Raw genomic sequence first — 18,561 nt, 5'->3', positions numbered from 1 at the left:
ATTATGACTCAAAGAAAGACGTATCACGTCACAAAAACAGACGATGGCTGGCAAGCTAAATCCGAAGGAGAACAACTGCTTCAACAGTGGGAAGCACCAAAGCCGAAGTTACGCCGAAAACAATCGAAATTGCCAAAAATCACAACGGTAATTAAAATTTGATTATTCACAAACAAGATGGTAAATTCCAAGAGGAGAGAACGTATCCAAAAAGTAGTGATCCATCTCAAACTCCGGGTTAAAAAAAGAAACCTTCAATTTGAAGGTCTTTTTATATTTAGTGCAAATTCCAACTATATTGACCACCTCATAAAAGTGAAGAATAATATTACATATCAAAAATATAATTCGACAATGTTTTATCTTTTAAAAAGATCTCGAAACTGATACAACAAACGTTCAATCAATCTTAAGTCCTCAGTAACGATTTCACCACTTCCTATCATTTCTTGTCGAAATGCGATTGTTTTATGGTAAGAAGTTTCCAATCCTCTTGGCAATGCAACATCTAGCAATAAATTACCATTCTTATCTGGTACAAGAGAAATGTTTTCAACTTTGCCTTTAAGAATACCAAATTCTCTGTCCGGAAAATTTGCCAATCGAATATTTACATCTTGCCCTAATTTTATTTTTCCAGAATTCAACGCAGGAGCTATTAATTTTCCAATATATCCTTTCTCTAATGTGGGAATTATAGAAAAAACATTGTCACCCGCATTTATGGTTTGATTTTCGGTCCAAATTTGTAAAAAAGAGACTTTACCGGAAACGGATGATTTTAATACATAGGCTAATTCCCAATCTTTTATTACTTTTTTCAATTGATAAAAGGATTGCATTTTGTTGCTCTCTAAGTTTACTTCTTCTTTAGTTCCATTAATTTTGGTGCTCGTACTTGTTCTGCTATTATCAATCAAAGTTGATTTTAACTGTGAGATACTGCTCAACAAGTTTTTATAACCCTTCTCAACTTGAAGATATTCCAATTTTTTATTCTCAAAATCTTGGATCGAAACAACCCCTTTATTGAGTAAAGTTTCATATCTGTTTACATCATTTATTTGCAATTGCAATTCAACTTCATTAAGTTCTTTTTGCTGTTGTAAGATCTTTAATCGCTCTCTAATTTGACTATTTTCAGAATTCTGAGCATTGCCCTCTACTTGAAAAGGTTGCAATACTGTATTTAATTCATTGGCAATATAAGCCGAATGAAACTGTGCGTATGTACTTTCTATATCTCCTAATTGTGCATTTTTCAGTTTACCAAAATCAAAACCCTTCCCGTTTGAATAGGACTCAACAATACTTTTCAGTAAAAAGACGTCTTTATAACTTGCTGTGTTTTGAATGATTGCCAAAGAACTATTCGCTTGTACAATCTCTTTGTCATTAACCAACAAAGTTTCTATCTTTCCTGAAGTTCTGGCTACTAATTTTTCAGGAGGAATTGTAGTTGTTATTACAATTTCCGTTGAAACAATATCAGGATATTTAATAATCCAAGATAACAGTAACAATACAATCACAAAACCCAGCAATAATGTATTTCCCCATCTTAAAATAGCTTTAGGTGGATCCGAAAGAACATCTCTTACTTCTTCACTATATATTTTTAATCCGTCATTCGATTCTTCCATACTAATTTCCTAATTCCAATTGATTTTTGACTAGCTCATAATATTTACCTTTTAGATCAGTCAAATTTTCGTGTGTACCTTGCTCTACAACTGCACCGTCTTCTAACACAATTATTTTATCTGCATTCTTGACAGTACTTAAACGATGTGCAACAATTATTGCTGTTTTTTCTTTTAAAAAATTATCTAAATTATGCATAATTACTTTCTCATTATTAGCATCAAGTGCCGATGTTGCTTCATCGAAGAAAACATAAAGAGGATTTTTATATACTGCTCTCGCAATCATAATTCGTTGTTCCTGACCTCCGCTTAATCGAATACCTGATGTGCCCAATTCCGTATTGTATTTATTTGGCAATTTTTGAATAAAATCATCCATATTGGCAACAAATGCAGCATTGTTTAATTTGTCTCTATCAATAATTTCATTTTGTTCAGATTCAGAGATATTACCACCAATAGTATCATTAAACATAAAAGTATCCTGCATAACGGCACCACAATTAGAACGCCAATAATCATTGTTAATATGCGTTAAATCGACTGATCCTATATTGATTCTACCTTTCGTTGGCTCGTGAAATTTCAGCAACAACTTCATTAAAGTTGTTTTTCCGCTACCACTGGCACCCACTATGGCAGTGGTTTTGCCTTCTGGAATGCTACAATTAATATTTTTCAAAACAAAAGGTGTCGATTTTCCGCCATATCTGTAGGACATATCTACAATCTCAATGGTTTTGTTCTCGGTTAATTCTTTAACTTTATGCAACTTAAAATCATCTTCGTCCTCTTTGCAGTGCACTTGCGACAGCCGCTCCATACTTATTTTTGCATCTTGCCAAGTTTGTATAAATGCAACGAAATTCCCTAAAGGTAAATTCAACTGACCTACAATATATTGAATCGTCACCATCATTCCGAGCGTCAATTCACCATCAACAACTGCTTTAGCAGAAAGAAAAATAATCGCAATGTTTTTCAATTCATTGATAAAAGTTGCTCCAATGGATTGGTATTGCGCCACCTTTAACGTACTTAATGAAGTTTTAAATAAACTTATCTGTGTGTACTCCCATTTCCAGCGGTTTTTCCTTTGAGAGTTATTGATTTTTATTTCTTTGACACCATTAATTATTTGTATTAAAGAAGTCTGGCTTTGTGAAGTTTCGTCAAAACGTTTATAATCCAACTCCGCTCTTTTCTTTAAGAAAAAGAAAGTCCAACTCACGTAAAGAACTGCCGAAACAATAAAAACAATAAATATTTTTAGATTATAATATGCCAGAATACCATTGAAGATTACAAAACTTACCATAGAAAAAACCATATTCAAAGTCGATGACGAAACAAAGTTTTGAATACGGGTATGATCGGTAATGCGCTGCAAATGCTCACCCGTGTTTCTTGTTTCAAAATACGAAACAGGAAGCTTCAACATTTTGAACAAAAAATCCGAAATCATTTTGATGTTAAAACGGCTCGTAATATGTATTAGCAACCATTCCCTAAAAATACTAACCAAGGTTTGAGACAATATCAAGACCAATTGCGAAATCAAAATCAAGTAGATAAAAGGAATGTCACGATGATTCACCCCTATATCCACCACTGATTGCATCAAAAACGGCAAGATAAACTGAATAATGGTTGCTACCAATAAACCTATAAACAACTGACTAATTAGTTTTTTATACGGTCTGAAATAGGGAATCAAAAACGAAAATCCTTTGCTTTTGTCCTTGTCTTCCTCTAACCCATAAAACTGTGCATTGGGTTCTAGCAATAACACAAAACCGGTGTCATCATTAGTGTTTGTCCACGCTTTTTTGAAATCTTCGTGTGAATACTGCAATAATCCTTGCGCTGGATCGGCAACAAAAATTTTTGTTTTGGTAGTTTTATAAACTACTACAAAATGTTTTTGTCGCCAAGGAACAATAAAAGGCACCGGTGCTTCTGTAACCAAACTTTCGATTGAAATTCGCATACCCAGTGTACGCATTTCTATAGCCTCAGCAGCCTCAGCAATGCCCGCCATAGTAACACCTATTTTGGTAATACTAGCTTTGTCTCTTAAGAACTCTCTCGAAAAAGTTTTATTGTAATGTTTAGCAATCATCCTTAAACAAGTTGGACCACAATCTCTGTAATCCAATTGTCTAAAATGTGTAAATTCTTTTTTTAACATCTATTAATTTTTATTTGACAAAACAGAAGCAGCTAACTCCTCTAGTTTCTGTTTATTTAAATAATTATTATTAAAGAATACTCCCTCAACTTGTCCAACTGCTACTATATTTTCTAATGGATTTTCATTCAAAAATAAAAAGTCTGCTTTTTTACCAACTTCTACACTTCCTGTAGTTGCATCATTGAAATAATTTGCGAAATTTATTGTTCCAGCTTTTAAAATATCATAATTAGACAACCCCGCTTTTTTGTATAATTTGATTTCATCCATCATACCAAATCCAGGGACTATGAATTTTGAACTACTATCAGGGCTTAATAACAATTTAACACCTTCCCTATTTAGTCTATTTATCACTTCTAGTCGTTCATCAATTTCTTTTGCATAAAAAGCTAACTCTTCATTAAGTGCTTTTTCACCTATTTTTTCTCTATATTTTATAGTTTTGTCCGCCCATTCAGCAACGGTTTTCTCTTCTATATACTCAATTCCTTTTTGCTTTTGAATAAGATTAATATCAAATTGTCCATAAGCAATTTCATACCACCTTAAAGTAGGACAGGAAAAAATGCTTTTATTTTTCATTAATGTTATTCTACTCTCAAAAAAAATTGGATCGCCAACTAAACCACTGAGATGTTCTATTGAGTTTAAATTTGAATTAAAAATTATATCATCTGAAATAACTAACCCTTTTGGTTCACTTGGAAAATGTCCCGCCATTTTTATATTATTCTCTTTACAAAGTTTATCAAGATTCATAAATACATCTTGATTTTTTACGCTTAATACTTTAATAAAATCAAAGCCATTTTCTTTTATATCCTTTACATATTGAAATAATTGCTCATTACTGAAATCTTGGCTTCGATGAATTGGTGTTGCAGATAAATACATTTTTGGGTATATACTTGTTTCTGTATTGTATTTTTTTCTCCATTCAATATGTTTATCATCTCCTCGCATCGAACGTAGTTTAGTTACTCCATTAATGAGGTTTAGAGTTAAGTATTTTTCTAAATCTTTCTCATTACCAGGTAAGTGTACATGAGCATCACCTAATGAAGGCAAAATAAATTTCCCTGTACAATCTATTGTTTGTTTAGCATCAAAAATTCCTTTTTTGGAGTCCGTAATACTAACAATTATGCCATTTTTTATAGCAATATCCCTGTTTTTTAAAATAACTTCTTTATTCATAGGAATTACAGATACATTTGACAATAAATAATCAACTTGTGTTTTCTGTGAAAATAAAATTTGAGTGGAGAATAAACCAATAAAAACTAAAATATATTTCATTTTGTATTTGTTAAAAATTAAAAATTCCTTGTTCTTCTTTTTTATAAAATTCTGAAATTGGATTTAACTTGCAAAAATCATCATACCTAAAATCTAGATCTCTATTACTTAAATCAAAAATAGTAGGTAATATTTTGTATTTATTTAAAATATTTTGACACTTGGTGTCATATTCAAAATAGAAATCCTGACCTTTTTTGGTGAATACTTCTTCAAAATTTAACAACTCTAATCCAGTTCTAAATCGTGAAAATTGATCTGCTAATCTCCCTAATAGCTCATGTTTTTTTTTGCCTGTAAAGACACTTTTAGATAATAAAATATCAAAACATTCCACTCTTTTGGCAACAGTATATAATCCATGGTAAGCACCATAAACATTCCTATAATCCCATTCTTGTTTAGTTAAACCTCTCATTAATATATTATCGACATCAATTTTGAAATAATCCTTTCTATTGTGTACAACATAATATAAAAAATTATGGGAACCTTGATGTATTAATTCTTCAATAAAATAAATAAGATTATTTTCTCCTAAAACATATAAATACAACATCCCCAAAGTTTCGACCGTTGTAAAGTTTAAAATTTTAGGATTATCATGCAGATAGATTTTTCTATTAGCAAAAGCCAATTCTTGATAAAAATCTGGCAAATATTCTTTAATAATTAATATGGCTTTCTCCAATTCTTTATGTTTGTCCTGCCAGACAGATTTATATAAAGGATTGTCTTTAACAATGTGTCCTTTATAGAATTCTCTGAAATAAGGTTCTTGTGTAGGGTGAATTTCTTTTAAAATTTCAAAATCTATTGATTTTAATATAGGTTCTTGTATATTTTTCAACCCTTTCTTGAAATAGCCAACATTTGGAATATAGGCAATATTACTTTTATTGAAAGAACGATTAGTTTTTGGTTCTCCTTTTTCTACAAAAAATCCTTGCAATATCTCTTCTAAAAGCTCATTTGAAAACATATTTCTCTTCTTTGAGTTGAAGTAAGAAAAAAGCAAAGGCTCTAAAAAGATTTCATCATTATCAAAATCTATTTTTTCTAACAAACTTGGACTGTCTTTGTAAATAAGAAGTTTGATTGTGTTAATTATTTTGGTTTGATTTACACTAATTATATTTTGCATATTCTACAATCATCTTTACATTTAATGAATATACTTTTTGTTTCCAATGTTAATGGATTTAAGACCATTAGTCTTCCGATAGTTTGGCAATATTGAAACTGCTCCAGTAGAAAAAAAAGAATTTCTTTAAACACTAATGATGATAAAATATTAATATTAAACGAAATAGATGGATGAATAAGATATTCTCCAAACATTCTTTCAAAATGTTCAATTTTATAGTGCTCTCCATACTTATCTTTAGCATAAGTTGAAAGATATTCATTACACGAAGTTATACTAGGCACATAAATGGGCCCAATTTTTATAAATTCATAGGAATAAGCCATCATAATATAGGGTATTTTATTTCTAAAGCATATTTCATTTAAATTAGTCAAAAATAATCCTTTTGGATCACAGGCCTTAACAATAAAATCTGGATTAATATTTGTAATCAAGTTACTTAATTCTTCTTTGTTTAATAAATTTTCGTTATAAACTTTGATATTTATAGAGAAATTTTGTTTTATTTTTCTTTTCAAGGAATCAATTTTTTTCATTCCAACATCAGACTTATCAAAAGTCATAACTCTAAACAAATCAGTTTCTTCAACATCATCAAAATCAACTATACTAATGTTTTTAAACCCAAATTGAGCTAAAAGATATATTAATGAACTTCCACCTGCTCCAGCTCCAAATATTAATATTTCTCTTTCTTTCGAACCTTCGCAATTATTAATACTTAATAAGTAATTTAAATAAAGTTCGCTTCTAACTTTGGACGTAGTGTTCGCATTTTCAATAAATCCTTTTTTATATAATTCATTGTAAGGGAATTTTTTTAAATCTTTATTTGATATGCCATTCTTTAACATATTTTCAAGAAGTTTGTAATTTATCGAATTGTTTTCTACTTCTAAATAATCATTATTACCTACAAAACCAATACATACTTTATCTAATGCTCTGTATATTGATATGTATTTTTTGAAAAAAAATTTATTTGTCATTTAAAAAATGATTAATTTGTTGTTCATAAAACTCGAAATTTTTTAAGTTATTTAATATACTTAAATGATCACCATCATATATGGATAAACTTCTCTTTTTTGGATTCTGAATTACTATATTTTGTGAGTCCTCATAAGTAGTTATACTGTCTTTATTTGCTACTAAAAGTAACATTCTCGATTTGATCAAACTCCATTTTCTAGGGAGGTCATAACTTTTTTTTAGTGTTATTTGTTTATTTTTTATTTTTTTTAATCTTTCTACAATGTCGTAAACGTTATAAACACAACCTTCTGCTATTATAAACTCAATCCTTTCATTTTGCAAGGCTATACAAGTCAAAATGGTACCCATTGATAGAGATACTATTCCAATTTTTTCGATTTTAATCTTTTTTTTACAATAAGAAATTACATTTTTCAAGTCCACAGCAAACTCATCATAAAAAAGGATATTTTGATCTATAAAAACTGGTGAGCTTCTCCCGAAACCTCTATAGTCAAATGATACCACTCTAAAACCTAATTTTGTATAGAAGTTTATATAGGGTAAATAGTAGGACATGTTTCCATAATCTCCATAAGCAAGTATAATTGTTTTAATATTTTTATTGTTTATTAAATTTTCTTTTGGCTGAGAAATCCAAATACAAATTTCTATATCTTTATTCTTTATGCTTATTTCTTCGTAGTTAATTTGGTATTCTTTAGGTGTTCCTATGTAATCTTTTTTTGGATTAATACCAAAACAAGTTGCCCCATAACATATAAAAAATAAAATTATAATTGCTTTCATAGCTTAAATAAAAGTACTGTCTGAAAAATATTTTTCAGACAGTAAAAAATTAATCAAATATTATCACAAATGATAATAGCTTTATCTCTTTCATCTTTAATTTTCACATCATGACAGGCCTCTTCTAAACCACCTGAAATAGTACCTAACAATTCTTCCGAAGCAATAGCTTCTGCTCTTTCTTTTAAAGCGTCTAAACTTAATTTCATAATTTTAAATTTTATGGTTAAATAATTTATGTTTCAAAATCATCCCCAAACATCCCTTCTAAATCCTCTACGTGCACTTAGTTTCATAAAAACAACGAATATAAGATAATTCCACAACCAAACTATAGATAAGAAATGAGATACAAATACAACGATTCCAATCTTTAACAAATGAGGCAGTTTTTAAGCAAAGTATGTTAAAGTATTCGTCTAAAAAGTGGTGAAATTGCAATACTAAAAGAATAGACATGCTAACTTAGCGATTACAAAAAGTTAAGAAATAATCTTAATTTTAACTTATGAAAAAAGTCCGAAAAATTTATGACAAAGCTGGATATGCAAACAAAAACTGTACAATTAGTTAAGCAACATTTTTATAACTAGATTGATTATTAAATTCTTCAATGTTTTTAAAATTTGAAATAGACCCGACAACTAACTAACGAGCGAAGAAATGCCTTCTTTTCGATTTTCTAAATTCAACACATACAACTTTAAGTACCACATTGGAATTAGGTGGTCAATACCACTGGAATTTACACTATTGAGGCTAAAAAAAATAGAGGCACTTTTTTTTGGAACAAAAAATATACTCTATGAGTTTAAGAATATTCAAATATTGATTTACTTAAAATTCCCCTAGGCTAAAGCAAGCGTCACGATTGCCTTCCAAAGATTCATAAACCGTAACGGGACTTTATATTATATAATGACCAAGAAAAACATAAAACACACTTCTGCAGATGTGAGATCGATTTTCAACATAATTGATCAAAATGAGTTGAAATAATACTTATAAAGCGTTGAATTTCTTCTTTAAATATATCAAATCATTTTTTAAAGCTTTCTATGCCACATTTTTTTCAGTACAAACCCTATAATTGGAAAAAACGATCAAACTGACCACCCAATTCCAATTTCAATTGACCAATAAAAAACATTAAAAAATCCATCTCAAACACAAATCAGTTTGTTAAAAATCAACAAATTATCATTTCTTTTTACGAACAACACCTAATAGAATAAAGTAGTCATTTCAAATTGGAATGAGGTGGTCAACGCCATTGGAATTTACAGTCTACTCCATACTCACAATATTTCGTTGATGTTATTCCTCTTAGAAAAAACTCACCATCATTTTCTACTAATCGATAACTTCTGTGCTTGTTAAATTCTTCTGAATTTCTAGCCAAATTTTTAAAATGCTGAAGGTTATAATTAACGAGTCGAGATTGTCTTTTGTCAAATAAGTAATTTGCAAATTTTGTCATAGAATACTCATCAAAATAAGTATTTTTAGAATCATATTTAGCAATTGCTTTCATGTCATACTTAATTTCATCAACATCTACATATTCCTCAAACTGAAAGATTATATTATTCTCTAGTTGCCCTTCAACTAATTTCTCCTCCTGATGGACGTTAATATCCTTAACTTGTGCCAAAATCGAATATCTCTTATATTTTTCATTATAAGATTTAATCTTTTCATACACTGTATCAATGAAATCAATACATATAAACTCATTTTTGATTTTTTCAATATCAAGGGCTTCATAAATAGCTTCTTTATAAGGATGTTCCTCAATTAACTCCCAAAGTTTTTCAACTTTAATTTTTCCAGAACCTTTTTCAGGGTCTAGAATTACTGTTTTTTGTACAAATTTTTCTTCCATAATAAACTTACTTTTCTTTTCTTATTCCTTTAAATGGTTCAGGACTAGATGTTTTTACATCCATAAATTTACCAGTATTGGTATCCCTTTTAGTCCAGAGACCCGTTTTAGTATTCTGGACTTGCGAGCGTTCTTTAACCGCTCCATTTCGACTTCCGTCTTTTGGTGCATTCGTTGCCATAATTGACTGTTTTAAAAATTATTAATTAATTATAAAACAGAACTGTAAAAGATTAGCCCGCAGATTTAAGAAAAAAATCTTGGTAGAAGAATTTAATTGTTTTACTTTTGAAGTGCGAAATCAAGAAGAAAAAATATTTTATTCTTCAATACCAAAGCCTAATTTCTTAGTTGATTTTGGGCTTTTCTATTTTAGTACTGTATATTTTTATTATATTACTTTAATCATATTATTTAAAAAATTAATTGCATCTTGACTAGAATTAACAAACTTAAGAGCTTCATCAATACCAAGTACTTTTACATTATTTAACTCTGCAAAATTCTTAACGTTTTGACATGTTGTGACTAATGGAAGATTATTCATTTTAGCGTAATATACTGAAGATATATCCGTAGTTTCCAGTCTTAATTTTTCTTTATCACAGTTATTACAAAAAGAATAAAAGTCATTTGATAATTCAAAAATTTCTATTTGTCCACTTTCATCAAGCATTCTTAGTAATTGCTTTTCCATTCCATCTAAATAATTTCCACCCATGTAAAAATAAGAAATGAGAAATTCCCTGTCCTTTAATAATTTTAAAGCACGCATGAAAGAAACTAACTCTATGTCGTTTAATACAATCATTAAAATAAAAATTCCTTTGTAAATGAGTTATTATTCAGTTTAGATATTGGCATACCAGATAACTCACTAGCAACACTTTTACTAAATGAATTTTCCCTTAATCCTTTTGCTATTAAATAATTGAATCTACTTACAGATTCTCTACCACTGAATTCACATTCTTTATCCCTCCAAGAGTAATATTGTTCTTTCCATATGTTATATTTCTCCCAAGTAAGAATATCTAAATTTAACATCCTCACTAATATTGCAAAAATTGAAATACCGAACTTACTTTTTATTCTTTTAAGTTCTTCCAAAGTAATACTATTTGTTGTGCCTATGTACGTTTTTAAAATTTCACTCGGTAAAAGCATTGCGCCAGCGAATTGGTCACAAAAACGTTCTATAATTTCAGGTTTCTCATTTTTATTAAAAGGCAATAACAAATGTGCGAGCTCGTGAAGAACGGTAAATCGACGTCTAGGAATGTCTGTATTAGTAATATTAATTACAATTATTGGAGTGTTTTTTACCCAACAAGAAAATCCTGCAAAACTTTCATCTTCGTTAACTTCAAAAATTTTTATTCCTAAATCTTCTAAAAAACCGATTAAATCATAAATAGGAGTATTTTCAAATTTCCATTTCTTTCTTAAAAAAAGCGCTATATCTTCTACTTGTTTCTTATTAGATATAACATCTATATTTTTTAGAGGATTTTGGAATACCAAAACATGATTAATCATTTTTTCTAATTTACTATAAGACGAATATTTCTTATATAAATCTCCTAAAATCTTTTTCCCAAAAAGGTCTACATTATTTATCTTAAACTCCTCTCTGAATTCAATATTCCTTAAGACAAATTCATTTGAATCATAATTTGTTGGTGCGATTATTTCAGATATACTAACTTCTAATGCAGTTGACAGTTGAAGCAATTGAGAAGACTTAATTTCTCTTTGTCCTTCTTCAAATTTTTGAATATATGACTTTGAAAAATTAGCACGAACAGCAAGGTCTTCTTGAGAAAACCCTTTTTGCAATCTTAGCTCTTTTATTCTTTCTCCGATATTCATTTTAATTATTTTTTTTCAAAGATATAAAAAAAGAAAACAAGAAACACACAAAACTATATTTTTTTTATAAAAAAAAAGTATTTTTGTGTGTTCACATTCATTCTTTGTACATTTCTAAAATTCTACGTCGCATTTTTATATATCTTTACAAGGCAAACTTCTTCTGAAAGTTCTGGTACCCTTGTTGGTACCCTGAAAAATATATTTTTGTAAACCACGGGTTTCATTTGCTTGAAGCGATTTAGAGAAGAACCTCTTTCTCTCCCAGTAGAAGTCTAAAAAGAAACTTTAAAACTCAAAAGCCTTTAATTCATTAATATTATAATCGAGCTACTTTATTTTTATAATATTTTTTTATAAATTTGCATTAACCACTGGATTAATGTGTTCTTAGAAAAGATATTACTGCAGACTATCAAATGGCTATTGTCCTATTGAAATAGTAGATAAAAGTTTGTTTGTTTTTACTTCGTGTTGTTTTGTTCAGATTAGTACTTCATTTGTACCTCAAGGTCTGTAAACCACAATAAACACTGGGCTGTTAATTTCTGCATCGGAAAGTAATTACCTTTCTTTTATTTACTAACCACTTGTTTTTATTGACTTTACTGGACATGCCAACTTATTAGGCAGTATAAGTTAAGAATAAATCTTAATTTTAACTTATGAAAAAAGCCCCTAAAATTTATGATGCTGTCTTTAAAAGAGCAGGTAGTAAAATTGAGTTAAGATAGTGGCTATGCAAACAAAAATTTGATATTGAGTTAAGTTCCATTTCTTGAAATATTATTTAGGTATTCTTTATTATCAATTCTACAAAACTCTTTACAAAGCCAAACACCCATATCAATCTTTCGTCTAAGTTCATTTTTTTTAGTTACTCTACGCTGCCATATAGTCGATAATTTTGACTTATCCATATGTAAATGAAATACTCTTCCTTAAATTTTCATGTATCTATATGAGTAGATAATCGATATTTTACCGATTATCTACTTATTATTTTACAATCAAAAAAACAGATTATAGATTTCAGCAGATTATTATCTAAGCTTGAAAGACAGCAAATAACACATCAAATGTTGATCAGCATACTGAGTCAATACGAGCGACATAATTGGAAAAAACGATCAAACTGACCACCCAATTTTAATTGACCAATAAAAAACATTAAAAAATCCATCTCAAACACAAATCCGTTTGTTAAAAATCAACAAATTATCATTTATTTTCACGAACAATACCTAATAGAATTCAGTAGTCATTTCAAATTGGAATTGGGTGGTCAATATAGCTGGAATTTGCACTCGACAAAAAATCAGTAAATGAACTACTTATAAAATATAATTACAATAATATCAATGAACATAATAGTAAACATCGGGTTTTTATCTTATTTTAAGTCCACACTATTGAACTTAAATACATAAATAATGATGATATTTGAAGCTTTAAAAAGCATTATAATAAAGAGTATAACTCTATTTTTAAAAATTTCTTGCAATGAAAAAACTCCTTCATCTCCTACTTATTAGTTTTATATTTGTCTGTTTTACAGCCCAATCTCAGAAAAATATATGGGATGAAAACCCTAGTGATTCACAGGTTGAATTAGACAGTTTGTTAACAATCTTGCCGACCTCTAAAGGAGAAAAAAAACTGTCTTTATTAAATAGAATTGCCGAGATAAACTGGGCCATCGATCCTAATAAAACTTTGAAATATGGCTCGGAAGCTTTACGTTTATCAATTGAGTTTAAAAATAAAGACCAAGAAGGTTTAGCGCTTATAAATTTGTGTCAGGGTTATTTGTTTAATAATATCTATGACAAAGCTTTACATTACGGACTAAAATCCTTAGAAATACGAAAAGCCCTTGCAAATGATTATGATCTCGCCTTTACCTTACGGACACTTGGGTGGTTGTATTATGACATTGGATATTATGAAAAAGCATTAGAATATCATACTCAAGCTTTAATCATACATGAAAAAATAGGCAACAAGCAGCGAATTGCATACAGTTATAATAGTATCGGAATAATTCATGATGCCAAAGGCGATTATAATTTGGCATTATTTTTTTTTAAAAAATCTTTAAAACTCATAAAAGATTCTAATAATAAGGACAGAATCGCAGAAACTATGAAAAATATGGGCATTTGCTATCGTAAAATTAATGAACTCAATTTGGCCAAAAAAATCTTAGAGTCTGCGCTAGATATTGAGAGTAAAATTAAATATGACAACAAAAAAGTTTATGTTCTTCAAGAACTTGCTATAGTGCACCTAAAACTCAAAAATTATGAAGAATGCTATTCATTGTTAGAAGAATCTAGGGCTATTATTAAAGTATTAGGCAATAAAAAGGAACTCGTTTTAGAGAATGATAAGATTATGTCCGATTATTATCTAGCATTAAATAACTATAAGGAGGCTTTCAATTTTTATATAAAATATACTAATGGTAAATCTGAAGTTTTCACAAGTAATAAAAGTGAAAAGTTGGCTGAAATGCGGATTTTATATGAGGCTGAACGACGCGAATCTGAAATCAAGTTATTAGAGCAACAACGTCAATTGGAATCACAGAAAAGAAAATCCCTATTGATTGGTTCTTTATTATTGGCAATTATAGGAATTCTAGTAATAGCTTCGTTGTGGAATAATATAAAAAAGAAAAAAGCTATTTATCTACAAAATCATAAACTTTCAAAGGAAAAACTAAAATCACAATTTCTATTACAGGAGAATTTAGAACGCAGACTGGATTTTCAAACTAAGGAACTTACAAATCTAGCTTTGTTCATTTCTCAAAGAACTAACATTTATAAGGATCTAGCAAAATCTTTAAAAAATTTAAAATTTACCGATTTAAGTGTACTTAAACAAGACATCAATGCGCTTATAAACGAGTACACTTTTAAATTTGATTTAAATGAAGATATTCAGCAATTTCATGCAAACATAGAAACCCTACAAAGTGATTTTTTATTTAGAATTAAAGAAAAACATCCTAATTTAACTAATAAAGATATTCAGTTGGCTGTACAGGTTAAACTTAAACTTAGCTCTAAAGAAATAGCAAATATTAATAATATCTCTGCTAATTCAGTAGAAATTGGTAGGCATAGGTTAAGAAAAAAATTAGGATTAGAAAACAAAGACAACTTGGTTGTTTATCTGGAAAACATTTAGGCTATTAATCTTTCTTGGACATCTTCAAATATTATGCTCTGTCGTTGTCCTCAATCATTAACAAAATTTATAAGACAAAAATTGTCAAATTATTAAACAGTTGCGAAATTAATTTTGCAACTGTTTTTTGCATTATAAGTGCTCCTTTTTATTTTAATCTGTTAATGCACTTCATTAGGAGTTAATATATAATTTGAATAGTGTGGTCTTTTTTTACTGTAAATTTTGATTCCTTTTCTCACCGAGAACTTCGTAATTGATAGTATTATATCAAACTAATCAACAATATATTCTTACTTTAAGATACTCTTTATTCTTTCTGTAATTGAATTTTTATTTTGACAAGAATAAAAACTGTCTTTTTTTTAAAAAATCTCCATCATACTAAAAATGTACTACTTACACTCATAATTCTTTGCTAAGGCCACTGTAAATAATGGTTTATTTAAAGAATGTAAAGGTCAAGTAAAGTTTCTTTTTGATGTTTTATCTTGAAATAATTTAATATTTGTGAGCCTAAAACTTAAATTAAAATTGAATTCTAATTCTGCTAACAAATAAATTACGATGGTAATCAAAAAATCAAAAACGTTCTTAAAAACGTCTAATTTATTGCTTTCTATTCTAATGCATTTTGGATTTGTGACAATGACATATCCACATTACATTATTATAAAAGGAAGTTTTGGAGAAAATAGTCAAGTCCGCAATATTGGATTAGTATTTAAGAAATTCTACCATTTGTATCTTGAATTTTTACGATTTAATTATCTAGACAATTCGTACTATCGAAATGATATATTACTATTCAAACACTTGTTTATCAATTATATAAAATGTAAAATCCACATAAAAGAAACCTTAAAATGGTTAATTAATAATAACACTAAAATAGTGCCATTGTGAGACAGTTGTCACTAAAGTTACATTTAACATCATACTAAATACGCTAAAAATGAACAAAACCAAATTACTTTCAAAATTGTGGGAACAGTACGCTGAAATCACGCCGTCCGCTAAAAAAATTCAGGATTTATTAGAGGAAAAAGGAGAAGAAATTAAGAATGACCATATCGCTATTCGAACATTTAATGATAAACGAGTTAAGATTAATGTGTTAGAAAAACTTTTTCTAGAAGTTGGCTATGAAGAGAAAGGAGAGTATATTTTCGAATCTAAAAAATTATTTGCAAAGCACTATGAGCATTCAACAGACAAAAATGCTCCAAGAATTTTTATCTCAGAATTAGAATTAGAGAAATGTTCACCACAATTACAAACTACAGTAAAAGAGGTGTTAGATAGTTGTGATGCAGAAACATTCAATAATCCAGAATTAGTATTAAGTGGAGCTGTATGGAAAAACAAATCCGTAGCTGTTTACAATTCACTTTTAGAAGAATCAGAATACGCTGCTTGGATGTATGTATATGGATTTCGTGCAAATCACTTTACGATCAACGTAAATGCATTAAAAGACTTTAATAGCTTAGAATCTTTGAATACTTTTCTGGAAAATAGCGGATGGAAACTAAACGCATCAGGAGGAAAAATAAAAGGTACTCCTGAACAATTATTAGAACAGTCAAGTACACTAGCTGACATGCAAAGCGTAAAATTTGATGAAGGCATCTTGCAAATTCCATCTTGTTATTACGAATTTGCACTTCGCTACCCAATGAGCAACGGAGAATTATATATGGGATTTATAGCCTCATCTGCCGATAAAATTTTTGAAAGCACTGACGTTAAATTACAAAATCAATAACTAATTAATAAGCGGAAGTTAATAATAGCAAACATTTGAGTACTACTGATTCTAATAAAGCTAAAAAATAACCTAAAAAACTTATAGCGTATCACTTGCCATACTTAGAAACCAGATAAAATCTAGTTTTTTAGCACCAAAACTATGCTTAATTGTAAATAAAAAACATGATTACAACAACGTCACAATTTGGAATAAAAGAAGCCTTAACCCAATTAGGAGTAAAGGATATTAATGAGGGAACCTCAACAGGATTACATCATTTTGCAAATGGCGAAATCTTGGAAAGCTATTCTCCAGTCGATGGAAAACTTATTGGTTCAGTAAAAATGTCGACTGCTGAGGATTACGAAAAAACAATACAAGCAGCCACAGCAGCTTTTAAGACATTTCGATTAATGCCAGCTCCACAACGCGGTGAAATTGTTCGCCAATTTGGAGAAAAATTACGCCAAAACAAAGAGGCTTTAGGGAAATTGGTTTCCTATGAAATGGGGAAATCACTGCAAGAAGGATATGGAGAAGTACAAGAGATGATCGATATATGTGATTTTGCTGTTGGCTTATCTCGACAACTACACGGTTTAACAATGCATTCTGAGCGACCTGGACACCGTATGTACGAGCAATATCATCCTATGGGAGTTGTTGGTATCATTTCGGCATTTAACTTTCCTGTTGCCGTTTGGGCTTGGAACACTGCTCTAGCTTGGATTTGTGGAGATGTTTGTGTTTGGAAACCTTCAGAAAAGACACCACTTTGCTCAATAGCTTGTCAAAACATAATAGCTCAAGTTATTAAAGAAAATAATTTACCAGAAGGAATTTCATGCTTGATTAATGGTGATTATAAATTGGGTGAATTGATGACTTCAGATGCTCGAATTCCATTAATTTCAGCTACAGGTTCAACCAGAATGGGGAAAAAAGTGGCACAAGCTGTTGCTGCACGTTTAGGTAAATCACTTTTAGAATTAGGTGGAAATAATGCCATAATCGTAACTCCTGATGCTGACATCAATATGACTGTTATTGGAGCTGTTTTTGGAGCTGTAGGGACTGCAGGACAACGATGTACATCAACACGTCGCTTGATTATTCATGAAAGTATTTATGAAAAAGTAAAAGATGCTATTGTCTCGGCATACAAACAACTCAAAATAGGAAATCCATTAGATGAAAACAATCATGTAGGTCCATTAATCGATAAAGACGCGGTCAAAATGTACAGCGCAGCCTTAGATAAGGTAGTTGAAGAAGGCGGAACTATTTTAGTTGAAGGAGGAGTTCTTTCTGGAGAAGGCTATGAAAGTGGATGCTATGTTAAGCCAGCGATTGCTTTAGCTAAAAATTCATTTGAGATTGTGCAACACGAGACTTTTGCCCCTGTTTTATATTTAATAAAATACAGCGGAGATGTTGATAACGCACTTGAATATCAAAACGGAGTTGGGCAAGGATTATCATCAGCTATCATGACCAATAATTTACGTGAAGCTGAAAGATTTTTATCAGTTGTAGGTTCAGATTGTGGAATTGCCAATGTTAACATAGGAACATCCGGAGCTGAAATTGGTGGTGCTTTTGGTGGTGAGAAAGACACTGGAGGCGGAAGAGAATCTGGATCTGATGCTTGGAAGATATATATGAGGCGTCAAACTAACACAATTAATTATACCACAAGCCTACCATTGGCACAAGGAATTAAATTTGATTTACAATAAAATAAACCATAAACAACCAAAAACTATAATTAACCAA

Annotated in this window: 15 protein-coding genes; 4 read left to right on the top strand and 11 right to left on the bottom strand. The window is 29.7% G+C overall.

The features are described 5' to 3' along the window. The first annotated feature begins 3 nt into the window (after positions 1-3). Positions 4-162: a hypothetical protein gene (locus ACMDB5_RS09770; RefSeq protein ID WP_413998074.1), complete on the top strand. Its 159-nt coding sequence runs from the start codon at positions 4-6 to the stop codon at positions 160-162. 197 nt (positions 163-359) lie between these two features. Here the strand turns inward: ACMDB5_RS09770 and ACMDB5_RS09765 are convergent, their stop codons facing one another. The 11 genes from ACMDB5_RS09765 to ACMDB5_RS09715 all read right to left on the bottom strand — a co-directional run bounded on the left by ACMDB5_RS09765 (position 360) and on the right by ACMDB5_RS09715 (position 11,834). After that, the gene (locus ACMDB5_RS09765; RefSeq protein ID WP_413998073.1) at positions 360-1,643 is read right to left on the bottom strand and encodes an HlyD family secretion protein; all 1,284 of its coding nucleotides are present in this window, start codon (positions 1,641-1,643) and stop codon (positions 360-362) included. A gap of 1 nt (position 1,644) precedes the next feature. Beyond that, positions 1,645-3,837 carry a peptidase domain-containing ABC transporter gene (locus tag ACMDB5_RS09760; protein WP_413998072.1) on the bottom strand — a complete coding sequence of 731 codons (2,193 nt, stop codon included), beginning with the start codon at positions 3,835-3,837 and terminating at the stop codon, positions 1,645-1,647. 3 nt (positions 3,838-3,840) lie between these two features. Next, entirely contained in the window at positions 3,841-5,142 is a 1,302-nt protein-coding gene (locus ACMDB5_RS09755) for an amidohydrolase family protein (RefSeq protein ID WP_413998071.1), read from the bottom strand. A 10-nt stretch (positions 5,143-5,152) separates the two neighbouring features. After that, positions 5,153-6,286, bottom strand: a complete 1,134-nt coding sequence (locus ACMDB5_RS09750) for a hypothetical protein (RefSeq protein WP_413998070.1) — start codon at positions 6,284-6,286, stop codon at positions 5,153-5,155. Next, a complete protein-coding gene (locus tag ACMDB5_RS09745; protein ID WP_413998069.1) occupies positions 6,274-7,281 on the bottom strand; it encodes a ThiF family adenylyltransferase in 1,008 nt (335 codons plus the stop codon). Before ACMDB5_RS09745 ends, ACMDB5_RS09750 begins: the two co-directional genes overlap by 13 nt. Then, complete coding sequence (locus ACMDB5_RS09740) at positions 7,271-8,077, bottom strand: alpha/beta fold hydrolase (RefSeq protein ID WP_413998068.1); 807 nt, start codon at positions 8,075-8,077, stop codon at positions 7,271-7,273. The genes ACMDB5_RS09745 and ACMDB5_RS09740 overlap by 11 nt, the downstream gene beginning before the upstream one ends. 53 nt (positions 8,078-8,130) lie before the next feature. Next, positions 8,131-8,286, bottom strand: coding sequence for a hypothetical protein (locus ACMDB5_RS09735; RefSeq protein ID WP_413998067.1), 156 nt, complete (start codon positions 8,284-8,286; stop codon positions 8,131-8,133). A gap of 1,055 nt (positions 8,287-9,341) precedes the next feature. Beyond that, a complete protein-coding gene (locus tag ACMDB5_RS09730) occupies positions 9,342-9,962 on the bottom strand; it encodes a hypothetical protein (protein ID WP_413998066.1) in 621 nt (206 codons plus the stop codon). A gap of 7 nt (positions 9,963-9,969) precedes the next feature. Then, a complete protein-coding gene (locus ACMDB5_RS09725) occupies positions 9,970-10,143 on the bottom strand; it encodes a hypothetical protein (protein WP_413998065.1) in 174 nt (57 codons plus the stop codon). A 210-nt stretch (positions 10,144-10,353) separates the two neighbouring features. Continuing rightward, positions 10,354-10,773 carry a hypothetical protein gene (locus ACMDB5_RS09720; RefSeq protein WP_413998064.1) on the bottom strand — a complete coding sequence of 140 codons (420 nt, stop codon included), beginning with the start codon at positions 10,771-10,773 and terminating at the stop codon, positions 10,354-10,356. Beyond that, positions 10,773-11,834: a helix-turn-helix domain-containing protein gene (locus ACMDB5_RS09715; protein WP_413998063.1), complete on the bottom strand. Its 1,062-nt coding sequence runs from the start codon at positions 11,832-11,834 to the stop codon at positions 10,773-10,775. Before ACMDB5_RS09715 ends, ACMDB5_RS09720 begins: the two co-directional genes overlap by 1 nt. A 1,503-nt stretch (positions 11,835-13,337) precedes the next feature. Between ACMDB5_RS09715 and ACMDB5_RS09710 the strand changes: the two genes are divergently transcribed. The 3 genes from ACMDB5_RS09710 to ACMDB5_RS09700 all read left to right on the top strand — a co-directional run bounded on the left by ACMDB5_RS09710 (position 13,338) and on the right by ACMDB5_RS09700 (position 18,524). Then, positions 13,338-15,032, top strand: coding sequence for a tetratricopeptide repeat protein (locus ACMDB5_RS09710; protein WP_413998062.1), 1,695 nt, complete (start codon positions 13,338-13,340; stop codon positions 15,030-15,032). A gap of 955 nt (positions 15,033-15,987) precedes the next feature. Further along, the gene (locus ACMDB5_RS09705; RefSeq protein ID WP_413998061.1) at positions 15,988-16,800 is read left to right on the top strand and encodes a DUF1338 domain-containing protein; all 813 of its coding nucleotides are present in this window, start codon (positions 15,988-15,990) and stop codon (positions 16,798-16,800) included. 167 nt (positions 16,801-16,967) lie between these two features. Next, positions 16,968-18,524: an aldehyde dehydrogenase family protein gene (locus ACMDB5_RS09700; protein WP_413998060.1), complete on the top strand. Its 1,557-nt coding sequence runs from the start codon at positions 16,968-16,970 to the stop codon at positions 18,522-18,524. Positions 18,525-18,561 lie beyond the last annotated feature (37 nt).

The sequence above is a fragment of the Flavobacterium sp. W1B genome, from assembly GCF_047344965.1.
Taxonomy (GTDB): domain Bacteria; phylum Bacteroidota; class Bacteroidia; order Flavobacteriales; family Flavobacteriaceae; genus Flavobacterium.
The sequence above is the reverse complement of the archived record's forward strand: the minus strand, read 5'-3'. Positions and strand labels throughout refer to the sequence as shown.

Coding starts and splice junctions, on each gene's coding strand:
- ACMDB5_RS09755 (WP_413998071.1), bottom strand. CDS start 5,142: ATGAAATATATTTTAGTTTTTATTGGTTTATTCTCCACTCAAATTTTA.
- ACMDB5_RS09745 (WP_413998069.1), bottom strand. CDS start 7,281: ATGACAAATAAATTTTTTTTCAAAAAATACATATCAATATACAGAGCA.
- ACMDB5_RS09770 (WP_413998074.1), top strand. CDS start 4: ATGACTCAAAGAAAGACGTATCACGTCACAAAAACAGACGATGGCTGG.
- ACMDB5_RS09725 (WP_413998065.1), bottom strand. CDS start 10,143: ATGGCAACGAATGCACCAAAAGACGGAAGTCGAAATGGAGCGGTTAAA.
- ACMDB5_RS09760 (WP_413998072.1), bottom strand. CDS start 3,837: ATGTTAAAAAAAGAATTTACACATTTTAGACAATTGGATTACAGAGAT.
- ACMDB5_RS09735 (WP_413998067.1), bottom strand. CDS start 8,286: ATGAAATTAAGTTTAGACGCTTTAAAAGAAAGAGCAGAAGCTATTGCT.
- ACMDB5_RS09730 (WP_413998066.1), bottom strand. CDS start 9,962: ATGGAAGAAAAATTTGTACAAAAAACAGTAATTCTAGACCCTGAAAAA.
- ACMDB5_RS09740 (WP_413998068.1), bottom strand. CDS start 8,077: ATGAAAGCAATTATAATTTTATTTTTTATATGTTATGGGGCAACTTGT.
- ACMDB5_RS09765 (WP_413998073.1), bottom strand. CDS start 1,643: ATGGAAGAATCGAATGACGGATTAAAAATATATAGTGAAGAAGTAAGA.
- ACMDB5_RS09705 (WP_413998061.1), top strand. CDS start 15,988: ATGAACAAAACCAAATTACTTTCAAAATTGTGGGAACAGTACGCTGAA.
- ACMDB5_RS09700 (WP_413998060.1), top strand. CDS start 16,968: ATGATTACAACAACGTCACAATTTGGAATAAAAGAAGCCTTAACCCAA.
- ACMDB5_RS09720 (WP_413998064.1), bottom strand. CDS start 10,773: ATGATTGTATTAAACGACATAGAGTTAGTTTCTTTCATGCGTGCTTTA.
- ACMDB5_RS09750 (WP_413998070.1), bottom strand. CDS start 6,286: ATGCAAAATATAATTAGTGTAAATCAAACCAAAATAATTAACACAATC.
- ACMDB5_RS09715 (WP_413998063.1), bottom strand. CDS start 11,834: ATGAATATCGGAGAAAGAATAAAAGAGCTAAGATTGCAAAAAGGGTTT.
- ACMDB5_RS09710 (WP_413998062.1), top strand. CDS start 13,338: ATGAAAAAACTCCTTCATCTCCTACTTATTAGTTTTATATTTGTCTGT.